Origin of the sequence: Streptantibioticus ferralitis (genome assembly GCF_029223525.1) — a bacterium.
Classification (GTDB): Bacteria; Actinomycetota; Actinomycetes; order Streptomycetales; family Streptomycetaceae; genus Streptantibioticus_A; species Streptantibioticus_A ferralitis.
The window spans coordinates 241,735-254,988 of sequence record NZ_JARHTQ010000006.1 but is presented as its reverse complement, the minus strand read 5'-3'; the positions used below and the strand labels follow the sequence as shown (position 1 = coordinate 254,988).

At 71.3% G+C, this 13,254-nt stretch carries 14 protein-coding genes; 6 read left to right on the top strand and 8 right to left on the bottom strand.

What is annotated here, in order from left to right; genetic code table 11:
• Nucleotides 1-197: 197 nt before the first annotated feature.
• Both P2L57_RS12155 and P2L57_RS12150 read left to right on the top strand, forming a co-directional pair.
• The gene (locus P2L57_RS12155; RefSeq protein WP_275812621.1) at nucleotides 198-995 is read left to right on the top strand and encodes an SGNH/GDSL hydrolase family protein; all 798 of its coding nucleotides are present in this window, start codon (nucleotides 198-200) and stop codon (nucleotides 993-995) included.
• A gap of 163 nt (nucleotides 996-1,158) precedes the next feature.
• Nucleotides 1,159-1,419 carry a hypothetical protein gene (locus P2L57_RS12150; protein ID WP_275812618.1) on the top strand — a complete coding sequence of 87 codons (261 nt, stop codon included), beginning with the start codon at nucleotides 1,159-1,161 and terminating at the stop codon, nucleotides 1,417-1,419.
• A gap of 112 nt (nucleotides 1,420-1,531) precedes the next feature.
• Here P2L57_RS12150 and P2L57_RS12145 read toward each other — a convergent pair whose 3' ends face one another.
• From P2L57_RS12145 to hmgA, 5 genes are all read right to left on the bottom strand, one after another.
• Nucleotides 1,532-2,029, bottom strand: a complete 498-nt coding sequence (locus P2L57_RS12145; protein WP_308292455.1) for an ABC transporter permease — start codon at nucleotides 2,027-2,029, stop codon at nucleotides 1,532-1,534.
• A gap of 24 nt (nucleotides 2,030-2,053) precedes the next feature.
• Nucleotides 2,054-2,209 (bottom strand): hypothetical protein, encoded by a 156-nt coding sequence (locus P2L57_RS40170; protein WP_308292454.1) that lies wholly within the window; start codon nucleotides 2,207-2,209, stop codon nucleotides 2,054-2,056.
• A 118-nt stretch (nucleotides 2,210-2,327) separates the two neighbouring features.
• Nucleotides 2,328-3,536: a type ISP restriction/modification enzyme gene (locus tag P2L57_RS12140; RefSeq protein ID WP_275812615.1), complete on the bottom strand. Its 1,209-nt coding sequence runs from the start codon at nucleotides 3,534-3,536 to the stop codon at nucleotides 2,328-2,330.
• An 88-nt stretch (nucleotides 3,537-3,624) separates the two neighbouring features.
• A complete protein-coding gene (locus P2L57_RS12135) occupies nucleotides 3,625-4,374 on the bottom strand; it encodes a GntR family transcriptional regulator (protein ID WP_275812610.1) in 750 nt (249 codons plus the stop codon).
• Nucleotides 4,375-4,406: 32 nt separating this feature from the next.
• Nucleotides 4,407-5,750: a homogentisate 1,2-dioxygenase gene (gene hmgA, locus P2L57_RS12130; protein WP_275812607.1), complete on the bottom strand. Its 1,344-nt coding sequence runs from the start codon at nucleotides 5,748-5,750 to the stop codon at nucleotides 4,407-4,409.
• Between the two features lie 313 nt (nucleotides 5,751-6,063).
• On the opposite strand from hmgA, the gene P2L57_RS12125 reads away from it, so the two are divergent.
• Together P2L57_RS12125 and P2L57_RS12120 are read left to right on the top strand one after the other, a co-directional pair.
• Nucleotides 6,064-7,482 carry an aldehyde dehydrogenase family protein gene (locus tag P2L57_RS12125; protein ID WP_275812604.1) on the top strand — a complete coding sequence of 473 codons (1,419 nt, stop codon included), beginning with the start codon at nucleotides 6,064-6,066 and terminating at the stop codon, nucleotides 7,480-7,482.
• Nucleotides 7,483-7,518: 36 nt separating this feature from the next.
• Nucleotides 7,519-8,601 carry a zinc-binding dehydrogenase gene (locus tag P2L57_RS12120; protein ID WP_275812601.1) on the top strand — a complete coding sequence of 361 codons (1,083 nt, stop codon included), beginning with the start codon at nucleotides 7,519-7,521 and terminating at the stop codon, nucleotides 8,599-8,601.
• Between the two features lie 149 nt (nucleotides 8,602-8,750).
• Here the strand turns inward: P2L57_RS12120 and P2L57_RS12115 are convergent, their stop codons facing one another.
• On the bottom strand, nucleotides 8,751-9,383 hold the full coding sequence (locus P2L57_RS12115; protein WP_275812598.1) for a TetR/AcrR family transcriptional regulator: 633 nt from the start codon (nucleotides 9,381-9,383) through the stop codon (nucleotides 8,751-8,753).
• 61 nt (nucleotides 9,384-9,444) lie between these two features.
• On the opposite strand from P2L57_RS12115, the gene P2L57_RS12110 reads away from it, so the two are divergent.
• Nucleotides 9,445-10,596, top strand: coding sequence for an acyl-CoA dehydrogenase family protein (locus P2L57_RS12110; protein WP_275812595.1), 1,152 nt, complete (start codon nucleotides 9,445-9,447; stop codon nucleotides 10,594-10,596).
• Between the two features lie 515 nt (nucleotides 10,597-11,111).
• Nucleotides 11,112-11,729, top strand: coding sequence for a TetR/AcrR family transcriptional regulator (locus P2L57_RS12105; RefSeq protein WP_275812592.1), 618 nt, complete (start codon nucleotides 11,112-11,114; stop codon nucleotides 11,727-11,729).
• Between the two features lie 99 nt (nucleotides 11,730-11,828).
• On the opposite strand, the gene P2L57_RS12100 is transcribed toward P2L57_RS12105, so the two are convergent.
• Nucleotides 11,829-12,290, bottom strand: coding sequence for a MaoC family dehydratase (locus P2L57_RS12100; RefSeq protein ID WP_275812588.1), 462 nt, complete (start codon nucleotides 12,288-12,290; stop codon nucleotides 11,829-11,831).
• A 212-nt stretch (nucleotides 12,291-12,502) separates the two neighbouring features.
• Nucleotides 12,503-13,114: a hypothetical protein gene (locus P2L57_RS12095; RefSeq protein ID WP_275812585.1), complete on the bottom strand. Its 612-nt coding sequence runs from the start codon at nucleotides 13,112-13,114 to the stop codon at nucleotides 12,503-12,505.
• Nucleotides 13,115-13,254 lie beyond the last annotated feature (140 nt).

The following is a 13,254-nucleotide window of genomic DNA, read 5'->3' as shown; positions in this document are numbered from 1 at the left end:
GAGATTCCTTGGCAATTGGATGCATTGGCGACTTGCCCCCCGGGCTTCAATGTCGCGCAGTCCCGGCAGCCCGTCAAGGATTCCGGGAATCTCGCCGCAGACCGTCACCGATCGGGGGAATCCTTGGCCTGGACGCCGCCCAGCCGCCCTGGTCACTGCTACGACAGAGCCGGAGAACACCACTCAAGGGGGCTTCCATGAGATTCACCCGGCTTGTCGCCGCCGCTTGCGCGCTGCCGCTCGCCGCCGCTGCCACCCTGCTCGGCACGAGTGCGGCGGACGCGACGGGTTCGGCCTACGCGGCGCTCGGCGACTCGTACTCCGCCGGCGTCGGAGCGGGCGACTACGCGGGGTCCAGCGGCGGTTGCAGGCGCAGCACCAAGGCCTACCCGCAGTTGTGGGCCGCCGCCCACGCCCCGTCGTCCTTCGCCTTCACCGCGTGCGACGGCGCCACGACAACGGACGTCATCAACAACCAGTTGGGGCCGCTCAGTCAGTCGACCAGCCTGGTCAGCATCACCGCCGGCGCTGACGACGCGGGCTTCGCCAGTGTGATGACCACCTGCGTGCTGTCGTCCGACACCGTTTGTCTGAACCGGATCGCACAAGCCGAGGACTACTTTCGCGGCACGCTGCAGAGCCGCCTCGACCATGTCTACTCGGTGATCCGCGCCAAGGCTCCGGCGGCGCGCGTCGTGGTGCTGGGCTATCCGCGCTTCTACCAGTTGAACGGCTCATGCCGCGCCGGGATGAGCGAGGCCAAGCGCTCGGCCGTCAACCGGGCGGCCGACGAGGTCGACTCCGTCATCGCCCGGCGCGCGGCCGATCACGGTTTCACCTTTCGCGACGTGCGACGCGCCTTCGCGCCCCATGAAATCTGCGGCGGCCACCCATGGCTGCACAGCGTCACCGTTCCACTCGGTGATTCGTACCACCCGACGGCGGAGGGGCAGTCAAGCGGGTACCTTCCGGAGTTCACCGCGGCTGCCAGGTGATATTCGATGGGGCATCCGGTCAACTACCGTGCGAGCGCGCGGCGTCGGGCGTCAACACGCCTGTTCGGCAGGTGAATCCGAGCCTGTGGATGCGCGGGTGACGCGGCGGGGCGATAGGGTTACGCTGCCCGGGCCGGGTGCCTCGTACGGGTGGGGAGTAGTAATGGAGCAAATAGTGCGCAGCAGGCCACGTGTGCCTGCGATCAACTGCGGGAGCAGCGCGTCCAGTGCGCGTCTTGACCGCCATCTGGCGGTGCTCGGGGGCCCTGCGGTGCCGCAGCGCGAGACCGCGGACGCGACGCTGCTGATGCGCGAGCTGACGGCGCGGGACACCTGCCAGACCAGAGAGAACCGCGGCGCGCGCGTCTCGCTGTTCGCGCCGCTGCGACGGCTGCGCCGTTCGTTGTTCGGCAGCCGCGGCTGACCTGCCGCCGACCGGACCGACGGGACTCCCGTGCCCCTCGGTCCGACCGGCGCACCCCTCCCTGGGGCATCCGGCGCCCCACCCCGGCATGGGGAGCCGGATGCCCGCGGCGTCAGCCGCCCATATCACGGTCCCGGCCAGGCCGAGCATCACCGGCGTGATCCTCGTTTGTGCCCGTCAGTGACCGCCGCGCGTACCGCCGAACCGTCAGCGGTGCGAACACCACCACCAGCAGCACCAGCGACCAGATCAGCGCGCCCGCCACCGGGTGCGCCACCGGCCGGGCCGCGCCGGGCCGCGCCAGCACGTTGCCCGTCAGGTCCCGGCAGGCGGCCACCACCGCGCTGATCGGGTTCCACTCGGCGACCGCCCGCAGCCAGCCGGGCATGCTGCCGGTCGGCACATAGGTGTTGGAGATCAGCGTCACCGCGAAGACCACGCTGCTGAGTTGGCCCGCGGCCTCCTCGGAGCCGACCAGCAGCCCCAGGTACTGCCCGATCCACCCCGCGACCAGTCGGAAGAGCAGTAGCAGCCCCAGTGCGCCCAGCGCACTCGCGGCGCCGCCCCTGATTCGCCAGCCCACCGCCAAGCCCACCAGTACCAGCGGCACCAGCGCGATCGCGGCGATGAACGCCTACGACAACGCCTGCCCCAGAGGTACCGCGCTCCGGCTCATCGGCAGGCCACGGAACCGGAGTGTCAGCACGATCAGGCTGGGCGCGTTGCGCAGCCGTTGCAGATGGCGGAGCACCATCGCCCAGCCGTCGTACACCCATTGGCCGGGGCCCATCGGAGTGGGCGGGCTGCGAAGTGCTCCGCACCGCTCCTTCCGCCACGGACCCCGACTCCACCTTCGAGCGCGTGATCAACCGGCTGATGGCCGGTTACGAAGCCGAGGCCCGCCGGTCCTAGAGCAGCGCGAACTGGCCGCCCGGACCCTCCTCGGGATGGTCGAGCACGGAAGCGGGCCGCCGCGCCGCCTCCGGCACCGGGAGCACTCCCGCGGCGCGCAGCTCATCGGTGCCGGTGCACGGGCCGGACTCCAGTGCGGCGGTCAACGTCCGTCGCAGCGGCCGCAGTTCGGCGAGCAGTGCCAGCACCGTGATCAGCTCCAGCAGCTCAGAGGTCCACTCCTGCGGCCATGCGGCGGGCCCGATCGCCGCCAGCGTGCCCGGCTCGGCCACCCTGGTCCGGCTGTCGAACCAGGCGTCGAGGACCCGTACGCCGCCCGCCTGGAACTCCCATGCGCCGCGCGGAACCGGCGAGATGCGTCCGTCGCCGACGAACAGCGCTTCCTCCTGCGGGTCGTACCGCAGCGCGTCGGGGCGCGCGGGCAGCGGAGCGCGAACGTACGGTCGGCGGCCACCGGGCAGCCGCGGCCGCCCGCCGGAGCGGGCGCCGCGGGTCTGGACGTCCAGCGCGGTCCGGCCCAACTCGACGCCCGCGTCCCACAGTTCGCCGCCGGCAGGAAGCGGTACCACGCAGCCCGCCGGAGAGTGCCGGGCGAACAGCGTGATCCAGGCCAGCAGATCCTCCGCGGTCACCGAGCGATCGCATCGCTTGCCGAGGTGGTCCAGCAGCCCGGGTGCGTAGTTGGGCTCGGCGCCGCCGGGACGGCGGTACAGCGGACGGATGCGGCCCGGCCGCCCCGCGGGAGAGCGGCCGTCGGGCAGCAGCGCGGTGCACACCACCGCGGGGCCGGGAGCCTGCGGCAGGTAGCCCTGCTCAACGGCGAACAACTGCCGGTCGTCCGCGACCCGCCACAACTCGGCGCGGGCGGCGTCGAGCAACCGGTGGTCGGGGATCAGCCACTGCTGGTCGTACGGCCCGTGCAGCATGCGCACCGGCTCGGGGCACGGCCCGCTCTCGTCGGCCAGCCTGGTCGTCGGTGCGCGGTGACCCGGAAGTTGCGCCACCGTACTGTGCACGGTACGCGACCTGGTCGGGCAGAACAGTGCCTCGCGCTCCGCCGTAGTGCCCCGCAACAGGGCGTCCCAGCGGGCACGTAGCGACTTGGCGTCCGGGGCCAGCACCCAGCTTCGGCCGAGCCTCAGCGGCGCGGCGGACCAGGGCATCAGGTCGTCGAGCAGGGGCGCGTCGTCGCTCACCGCACGCATGGTACTGGGACCGGGCTGCGCCTTCCCGGGGCATGACCCCCGGACCCCCCGCCGGCACCCCTCGCCCGGGCCGACGCCGCAAGGCGCATCAGTACCGCGCCTCCATGGTGACCGAGAACGAGAACCGGTCGCCGCGGTAGTGGATGCGCACCACGTCGACCGCCCGGCCGCTCTCGTCGTAGGTGACCCCCGTGTAGTGCAGGATCGGGCTGCACAGCGGCACCTCCAGCAGCCGTGCGGTCTCCGGATCGGCCAGCCTGGCCTCCACCGTGTCGGTGATCCGGTTGATCCGCACGCCAAGGCGGTCCCGCAGCACCTTGGTCATCGGCCAGTGTTCGAGATCGGCGAGGTCGATGCGGGCGGCCAGTTCCGGAAGGACGTGGTTCTCCGCCCAGTTGGTCGGCTCTCCGCTCTCGTCGCGCCGCAGTCTGCGGTAGGAGACGACCTCCTCCGCCGTGGGGAAGTGCTCGCTGAGGTCGGCGGGGACCGGTACCGCGCCGTGTCCGAGGATCGTGGCCCGCATTCCGGACTGCTGGGCCACGATCGCGTCGACCGAACCCAGCAGCCGCACCGGAGCGGTGCGCCGCGCCCCCGGTTCGATGAAGGTGCCCCGCCGCCGGTGCCGGCTGATCAGCCCCTCTTCCTCAAGGGACTTCAGCGCCTGCCGCATGGTGAGCACGCTGACGCCGTAGTGCGCGGCGAGGTCGTCCTCGGTCGGCAGCCGGAGCGGCGCGTCCGCACCGCGGCCGAGTATCGAGGCGCGCAGCGACTGCGACACCTGGTACCACAACGGGAGCTTGCGGTTCAGGGTGATCGAATCGGGGGCGAAAAAGGTCAAGTTCGCTCCGGCGTGCGTGTGATCGAGGACGGCTAGGCCCTGAAGTGTCGCTCCAGACCCTGCCATACGGCGTCGTAGCCCTGCTGTCGGTGGTCCGCGTGCAGCGCCTGCGTGGTCGGCACCACCGGCCAGCGGGTCTCGAACATGAACGCCAGGCCGTCGTCGACCTTCTGCGGCTTGAGTTCGGCGGCGCTGGCCTTGTCGAACGTCTCCCGATCAGGGCCGTGCGCGGACATCATGTTGTGCAGCGACGAGCCGCCGGGCACGAAACCCTCCGCCTTCGCGTCGTAGGCGCCCTCCACCAGGCCCATGAACTCGCTCATCACGTTGCGGTGGAAGTACGGCGGCCGGAAGGTGTCCTCGCCCACCAGCCAGCGCGGTGCGAACACCACGAAGTCCACGCCCGCCAGGCCCGGGGTGTCGGTCGGCGAGGTGAGCACCGTGAAGATGGACGGATCCGGGTGGTCGTAGGAGATCGAGCCGATCACGTTGAACCGGTGCAGATCGTAGACATAGGGCACATAGTTGCCATGCCAGGCGACGACGTCCAGCGGTGAGTGGTCGTAGGTGGCGGTCCACAGGCCGCCGCCGAACTTGCTCACCACCTCGACCGGCTCCTGGCGGTCCTCGTACGCGGCCACCGGCGCCAGGAAGTCCCGTGCGTTCGCCAGGCCGTTGGCGCCGATCGGGCCGAGGTCGGGAAGGCGGAACGGCTGGCCGTAGTTCTCGCACACATAGCCGCGCGCCTCGGCGTCCAGCAACTCGACACGGAACCGCACCCCGCGCGGGATCAGCGCGATGTGCCCAGGTTCGGCGCGCAGCAGCCCCAACTCGGTGCGCAGCAGCAGCCCGCCGCGCTCCGGGACGATCAGCAGCTCGCCGTCGGCGTCGGAGAAGACCCGGTCGGTCATGGAGCGGTTGGCCGCGTACCAGTGGATGCCGACGCCGGTGCGCTGCAGCACATCCCCGTTGCCGCCGACGGTCACCAGGCCGTCCAGGAAGTCGGTCGGTTCCTGCGGTACGGGCAGCGGGTTCCAGCGCAACCGGTTGGGGTCCGGCACGGCCTCGGTGAAGGGTGCGCTGCGCAGGTGCTTGTTGTCGATCCGGTAGAACGGCGGATGCGCCGCCGACGGCCGGATCCGGTAGAGCCAGCTGCGCCGGTTGTGGTGGCGCGGCTCGGTGAACGCGGTGCCGGACAGCTGCTCCGCGTACAGCCCGAGCGGTGCGCGTTGCGGCGAGTTGCGGCCGACCGGCAGCGCGCCCGGCACGGCCTCGCTGACGTGCTCGTTTCCGAAGCCGGAGGAGTATGTGAGCGCCTCGGCGGCCTTGCGGGCCGCCTCGACGCCGTTGCCTACCCCGTCCTGTGTGCTGCCCATGGCGTGCTCCCGCGCTGCGAGTCCTGAATCCTATAGATGACCGTAGGATTCCAACGGCGTGCCGTCAATCACCCCGGGCCTGCTGGTGCCCCGGCAACTAGCGCCGCTAGTTTGAGTGGTCGGGGCATCCGCCCACCCGTCGCCCGACCACCGCCCCCCAAGGACGGCCTGTCGGCCGACGGCGTTCAATCCGTCGCCCGACCACCGCCCCTCAAGGACGGCCCGTCGGCCGGCGGCGTTGAACCCGTCGCCCGGCCACCGCCCCCCAGGACGGCCTGTCGGCCGACGGCGTTGAATCCGGGAGGACAACGACGTGCAGACTCACTACGGGATGTACATCGACGGCGAGTGGCGGCAGGCCGCGGGCCCGGACCGGGTCGAGGTGGTGAACCCGGTGGACGAGCGGGTGATCGCCTCGGTACCGGCCGGAACGGCCGAGGACGTGGACCGCGCGGTACGCGCCGCGCGTGCCGCCTTCCGCGACTGGGCCGAGACGCCGCCCGCCGAGCGCGCCGCCCGGATCGCCGCGCTCAGTGAACAGCTCAGCGGCCGTCGCGAGGAGATCGCGCGGACCGTGACCGCCGAACTCGGCGCTCCGCTCGCCTTCAGCGGCAAGGTCCACACCGACATGCCCACCGCGGTCGCCGCCTCCTACGCCAAGCTGCTGGAGACGTACGAGTTCACCGAGAAGGTCGGGAACTCCGTCGTCCACCACGAACCCATGGGCGTCGTCGGGGCGATCACACCCTGGAACTACCCGCTGCACCAGATCGTCGCCAAGGTGGTGCCCGCGCTGGCCGCGGGGTGCACGGTCGTCCTCAAGCCCGCCGAGGACACCCCGATGGTCGCGCGGATCTTCGCCGAGGCGGTGCACGATGCGGGCTTCCCCGCGGGCGTGTTCAACCTGGTCACCGGCCTTGGACCGGTGGCCGGGCAGGCTCTCGCCGAGCACGACGGCGTGGACCTGGTCTCGTTCACCGGATCGACGGCCGTCGGCAAGCTGATCGCGGCCACCGCCGCGCGCTCGGTGAAGAGGGTGGCGCTGGAACTCGGCGGCAAGTCCGCCAACGTCATCCTGCCGAGCGCCGATCTGGGCCGTGCGGTCAACATCGGCATCGCGAACGTCATGGCCAACTCCGGCCAGACCTGCAGCGCCTGGACCCGGATGCTGGTGGACGCCGATCGCTACGAGGAGGCGGTCGAGCTCGCCAGGGCCACGGCGGCCAAGTACGTCCCCGGCGACCCCACCGACCCGGACACCCGCCTCGGCCCACTGGTCAACGCCAAGCAGCGGGACCGGGTGCGCGGCTACATCGCCACGGGCGTCCAGCAGGGCGCCCGGTTGGTCGCGGGCGGTCCCGAGGCGCCGGAGGGCCGCGAGCGCGGATACTTCGTCCGCCCGACGGTCTTCGCCGATGTGACACCGCACATGACCATCGCCCAGGAGGAGATCTTCGGGCCGGTGGTGTCGATCATGCGGTACGAGAACGAGGAGCAGGCCCTGGAGATCGCCAACGGCACGGTCTACGGACTGGCCGGGGCCGTCTGGGCCGCCGACGAGGCGGAGGCGGTCGAGTTCGCCCGCCGCATGGAGACCGGTCAGGTGGACATCAACGGCGGCCGGTTCAACCCGCTTGCCCCCTTCGGCGGATACAAGCAGTCCGGCATCGGGCGCGAGCTCGGCTCGCACGGCCTGGCCGAGTTCCTGCAGACCAAGTCCCTGCAGTTCTGATCACCCGTCGTTTGCCCCCTTCGTCGAGGAGAGACCATGGTCCGCGCCGCCGTACTGCCCGCTGTGGGTGCCCCGTTGGAGCTCGCCGAGATCAATCTGCCGGACCCAGGTCCGGGCCAGGTGCGGGTCCGGCTCGCCGCGGCCGGGGTGTGCCACTCCGATCTGTCGCTGGCCAACGGCACGCTGCGGCAACCCGTCCCCGCGGTGCTCGGGCATGAGGGCGCGGGCACGGTCGTCGCGGTGGGCGAGGACGTCACCGCCGTCGCGCCCGGGGACCGGGTGGTCCTCAACTGGGCACCGTCCTGCCGTGGTTGCCACTTCTGCGGACTGGGCGAGCCATGGCTGTGCGCCAACGCCGCGGCGGGGGCGGCGGACCCGTACGCCAAGCGTCCGTCGGACGGCGCCGAGCTGTACCCGGGGCTGGGCACCGCCGTGTTCGCCGAGGAGACCGTGGTGGCCGCGGGCGCGGTGCTGCCGTTGCCGGACGGGGTGCCGCTGACCGAGGCCGCGCTGCTGGGGTGCGCGGTGCTCACCGGGTACGGCGCGGTGCACCACGCCACCCGGTTGCGCCAGGATGAGTCGGTCGCCGTCTTCGGTGTCGGCGGTGTCGGACTCTCGGTGATCCAGTCGGCTCGGATCGCGGGAGCGGCAGCCGTCATCGCCGTCGATGTCTCCCCGGAGAAGGAGGAGTTGGCGCGCGCCGCCGGAGCCACCGACTTCGTGCTGGCCTCCGATGAGACCGCCAAGCGGATCCGCAAGCTCACCGGCGGCCATGGGGCGGATGCCGCGATCGAGTGCGTCGGCCGCGCCGACACCATCCGCACTGCCTGGTCCTCGACCCGGCGCGGCGGCCGTACCACGGTCGTGGGCATCGGCGGCAAGGAGCAGCAGGTCACCTTCAGCGCGTTGGAGCTCTTCCACTTCGCCCGCACCCTGACCGGCTGTGTGTACGGCAACAGCGACCCGGCGAAGGACCTGCCGGTGCTCGCCGGGCATGTGCGCGCCGGACGGCTGGACCTCGGCGCGATGGTGACCGAGCGGATCGGACTCGACGGGATCCCGGCCGCGTTCGACGCGATGCTCGCGGGACGCGGCGGCCGCGCGCTGGTGGTCTTCTAGACCCTTGCGCCGCAGGGGTGTCGGGGGTTGAGCCTGGTTTCCTGACCGCCGGTCCAGCTCGTCGTGTGACGGTGAGCAACCCCCACGGCTGGGACCGGCGGTGTCGAGCCGACCGCGACCCAACGAAGACCGGCCCGAGCTGGCCAGCGCTAGCGCAACTGCTCGAACTGGACGGCCAGGCCGTCGACAAGCGCGCGCAGCCCCGTCTCGAACGCGCCCTCGTCCACCCGCTGCTGGTGCTCGGCGAGCAAATGGGCCTGGCCGAGATGCGGATAGTCGGCCGGGTCGTAGGCGCTCGGGTCGCCCACGAAGCCTCGGGCGAAGGAGCCGAGCGCCGACCCGGCGACGAAGTACCGCATCATCGCGCCGATCCGGGTGGCGTACGCGGGCGGCCAGCCCGCGTCCACCATGCCGCCGAAGACGGCGTCCGCGAGCCGCAGCCCCGCCGGACGGCGGCCTGGCCCCTGGGCCAGGAAGGGCACGATGTTCGGATGGGCGGCCAGCGCGGCGCGATAGGAACGGGCCCAGCCCACGAGCGCCTCCGGCCAGTGCGTGCCGTCCTCGAACATCGACAGGTCGACCTGGGCGACGACGGTGTCCGCGACCGCGTCCAGGATCTCGTCCTTCGTACGGAAGTGGTTGTACAACGACGGCCCGCTGACGCCCAGTTCGGCGGCGAGGCGGCGGGTCGAGACCGCCTGCAGGCCCTCCGCGTCCACCACCGCCAGGGCTGCCGCGACGATGCGGTCCCGGCTGAGCAGGGGCTTGCGGGGGCGTGCCATGCGGCACATAGTAGGGGCTGCCCATCGAAAACTAGCACTGCTAATTTACAGGGGATGCGCCGTGGACCTGGAGCTGACCGAGGAACAGGCCGCCGTCCGGCAACTCGCCAGGGACTTCGTGGACCGCGAGGTCACCCCACACGCGGCGGCTTGGGACCGTGCGGAGAGCGTCGATCGCGGCATCGTGAAGAAACTGGGAGATCTGGGTTTCCTGGGCTTGACGATCCCCGAGGAGTACGGCGGCTGTGGCGGCGACCACCTCGCGTACTGCCTGGTCACCGAGGAGTTGGGGCGCGGGGACTCGTCGGTGCGCGGGATCGTCTCGGTTTCGCTGGGCCTGGTGGCCAAGTCCATCGCGGCGTGGGGCAGCGAGGCGCAGAAGCGGGAGTGGCTGCCCCGGCTCTGCTCCGGCGAGGCAGTCGGCTGCTTCGGCCTCACGGAACCGGGCACCGGATCCGATGCGGCCAACCTCACCACCCGGGCGGTGCGGGACGGTGATGACTACGTCATCACCGGCTCCAAGATGTTCATCACCAACGGGACCTGGGCGGATGTCGTCCTGCTCTTCGCCCGTACCGGCGCCGAGCCCGGTCACAAGGGCATCAGCGCGTTCCTGGTCCCCACCGACACCCCGGGTCTGGAGCGCCGCGAGATCCACGGAAAGCTGGGGCTGCGCGGCCAGGCAACCGCCGAGATCGTGCTCGACGGGGCCCGGGTGCCCGCCACCGCGATGATCGCCCCCGAAGGCAAGGGCTTCTCGGTCGCCATGTCCGCGCTCGCCAAGGGCCGGATGTCGGTGGCGGCGGGGTGCGTGGGGATCGCGCAGGCATGCCTGGACGCGGCGGTGGACTACGCGGGGGAGCGTGAGCAGTTCGGTACGCCGATCGCGCAGCATCAACTCGTACAGGAGCTGATCGCCGACATCGCCGTGGACGTGGCCGCGGCCCGCCTGCTGACCTGGCAGGTGGCGGACCACATCGACCGCGGCCTGCCGTTCGCCACCGAGTCCTCCACGGCCAAGCTGTACGCCAGCGAGGCGGCGGTACGCTGCGCGAACAACGCCCTCCAGGTCTTCGGCGGTTACGGCTACATCGACGAGTACCCGGTAGGCAAGCTGCTCCGCGACGCCCGGGTGATGACCCTCTACGAGGGCACCACCCAGATCCACAAACTCCTGATAGGCCGCGCCTTGACCGGAACCTCCGCCTTCTGAACGCGGACCCCGGCGATGCCTCCGGCACACGGGGGGCCGGGGGAATCCCGCGGACAAACAGCCGCGCCCGCGGCAGGCCCCGGGGGAACCGACGGCAGAGCAGTCCCCGTCCGCTGCGGGAACGCGCGGAAATCCTGCGGAGGAGCAGCCCGTCCCCGGCGGAGGGGTCCGGGCCGAATCCTGCGGCAGAGCGACCCGTCCCCCACGAAGGGGGCTGGGGCAACTCCCGGCAGGGCAGTCCGTCCCCCGCGAAGGGTGTCCGGGGCGAGTCCTGCGCAGCAGCAGCGCGTCCCCCTAACGAAGGGGGCTGGGGCAAGTCCACGGCAGCCCGTCGCCGACAGAGGGGCTGGGCGGTCCTTCGCAGGAGCGGCCCGTCCCGACGGAGGGGGCCGGGGGAATCCCCCGGCAGAACGGCCCACCCCGCGACGGGGGCCCGGGGGTACCCTCCGGAATGCCATCCATCCCCCGCGGAAGGCGGCTAAGCGCTTGCTCACCCCCGTTGTAAGGTGTCCGCCATGGATGTGGAGGCGACGGAACCGAACACCGAGGCGTGGAGCGACATCACTCCGGACGCGGCCAGGCGGTTGGTGATCGCTGCCGTCGAGGCCTTCGCCGAGCGTGGCTATCACGCGACGACAACCCGCGACATCGCGGGGCGCGCAGGTATGAGCCCGGCCGCGCTCTACATCCACTACAAAACCAAGGAACAACTGCTCTACCAGATCAGCAGCGTGGGCCACCAGCGCTCCCTCGCCCTGCTGCGGCAGGCCGCCGAGAGCGGCGGCACCCCGGCCGACCGGCTGGGCACCGCGGTCCGCTCCTTCGTCCGCTGGCACGCCGAGTACCACACCACCGGCCGGGTGGTCCAGTACGAGTTGGGCGCGCTCGGCCCCGAGCACCACACGGAGATCGTCGAGCTGCGGCGGCGCAGCGAGGCGGTGATGCGGTCGATCATCGAGGACGGCGTGCGCTCCGGTGACTTCGACGTCCTCGATGTCTCCGGCACGACGCTGGCCGTACTCTCCCTGTGCATCGACGTGGCGCGCTGGTTCAACCCGGCCGGCCGCCGTACCCCCGACGAGATCGGCGAGCTCTACGCCGACCTGGTGCTGCGGATGGTGCGGCCGGTCTAGCGCGGTCCGTTCCCAGTAACGCACCGCCAGTTCCCGGCAGCGCACCGCCCGTTCCCGGCAGCGGAGTTCAAGGAGGCACAGCGCCCGGAGCCACCCGGCTCACAGGTAGAAGCGGGCGACCGTCTCCGCCACGCACACCGGCTTGTCCCCGCCCGCCCGCTCGATGGTGATCCGGGTGACCAGCTGCACGCCCTCCGGCATCTCGCTCACCTCGGCGATCTGCGCGGACGCCCGCAGCTGTGAGCCGACCGGCACCGGGGCCGGGAAGCGCACCTTGTTCACCCCGTAGTTGACGCCCATCCGCACGCCCTCGACCCGCATCAGCTCCGGCATCAGCGAGGGGATGAGGGAGAGCGTCAGATACCCGTGCGCGATGGTGGTGCCGAACGGGCCCTGCGCGGCCTTCTCCGGGTCGACGTGGATCCACTGGTGGTCGCCGGTCGCCTCGGCGAACAGGTCGATCCGCTTCTGGTCGATCTCCACCCACGGCGTGGGGCCCAACTCCTCCCCGACGGCAGCGCGTAGCTCGTCCACCGAAGCGAAGACCCTGGCCTGCGACATCTGATGCCTCCCACATGCGTAACGTCGAGCGAGCGATCGCGTACTGTCTAAGCGCTTGCTCAGCATGGTTCGCCGGGGACCGCGTGTCAACGTCGTCGTTCGCCGTCGCGGCGGGGTTCGACCGCCGCAACGGCGAGTACCTCTACGGCGGCGGCCGTCGGTGCCGAACCGGCCGCCGCCCCCGGAAGGTCCGCGGGACGGGCCGAGAGGCCCTACCGCACCGCGTACCGGCTCTCCCACGCGGCCGTCCGGGCCGCTTCCAGGGCTTCGGGGGACAGCACCGGCACCGGAACCACGATGCCGCACTCCGTGCAGACCGGCCCCGACGCCGGATCATGGCGCAGGCCCTCCCGCCATGCGATGCGGGTCGCGCCGCACACCGGGCAGGAGTCGCCGGGCTCCGAGTCCAGGGCGGTGATCAGCCGGCGCAGTACGTCGGCGAGCCGTCCCGTCGGATGCACGGCAGGGTCGTCGCACCAGGCGACGCCGTACCCTCCCCAGGTGCGCCGGTGCCAGTCGTCGAGGCCGGTCGGACGGCGGATGCCGTCATGCTTCTCACGCTTGCGGCGGGCGGCGAACTCCGCCTCGTAGCCGAGCCATACCGCTCTCGCCTCCTCCAACTCCTCCAGTGCCGCCATCAGTTGCACCTGGCGTGGATGTCGGTCATCGGGCGCGAATCCGGCGCGTACGCAAAGGTGGTGCCAGGTCGCCCGGTGGCCGTACGGGGCGAAGCGCTCAAGGCATCGGCGTAGTGAGGTGCGTTGCTCGGCGTCTATCAGCCGCGGATCGCGTACCCGTCTCGCGAGACTCCGGAACCCGGCCATCTCGTCCCACCTCCGTCACAGTGGAGCACAGTGGACTACATCACTCGTGGCGCTATGGAATGGACGTACCGGGCCCGCAATTGGCTCCCCTCGTGAAGGAGTTGTGGAGAGGAGTGCTGTACATCCAGCCGAGATCGGAA

Bases quoted from the DNA above. Each gene is read 5' to 3' on its own strand.
- P2L57_RS12140 (WP_275812615.1), bottom strand. From the start codon at position 3,536: ATGCGTGCGGTGAGCGACGACGCGCCCCTGCTCGACGACCTGATGCCC.
- P2L57_RS12150 (WP_275812618.1), top strand. From the start codon at position 1,159: ATGGAGCAAATAGTGCGCAGCAGGCCACGTGTGCCTGCGATCAACTGC.
- P2L57_RS40170 (WP_308292454.1), bottom strand. From the start codon at position 2,209: ATGGGCCCCGGCCAATGGGTGTACGACGGCTGGGCGATGGTGCTCCGC.
- P2L57_RS12120 (WP_275812601.1), top strand. From the start codon at position 7,519: ATGGTCCGCGCCGCCGTACTGCCCGCTGTGGGTGCCCCGTTGGAGCTC.
- P2L57_RS12115 (WP_275812598.1), bottom strand. From the start codon at position 9,383: ATGGCACGCCCCCGCAAGCCCCTGCTCAGCCGGGACCGCATCGTCGCG.
- P2L57_RS12105 (WP_275812592.1), top strand. From the start codon at position 11,112: ATGGATGTGGAGGCGACGGAACCGAACACCGAGGCGTGGAGCGACATC.
- P2L57_RS12095 (WP_275812585.1), bottom strand. From the start codon at position 13,114: ATGGCCGGGTTCCGGAGTCTCGCGAGACGGGTACGCGATCCGCGGCTG.
- P2L57_RS12155 (WP_275812621.1), top strand. From the start codon at position 198: ATGAGATTCACCCGGCTTGTCGCCGCCGCTTGCGCGCTGCCGCTCGCC.
- hmgA (WP_275812607.1), bottom strand. From the start codon at position 5,750: ATGGGCAGCACACAGGACGGGGTAGGCAACGGCGTCGAGGCGGCCCGC.
- P2L57_RS12100 (WP_275812588.1), bottom strand. From the start codon at position 12,290: ATGTCGCAGGCCAGGGTCTTCGCTTCGGTGGACGAGCTACGCGCTGCC.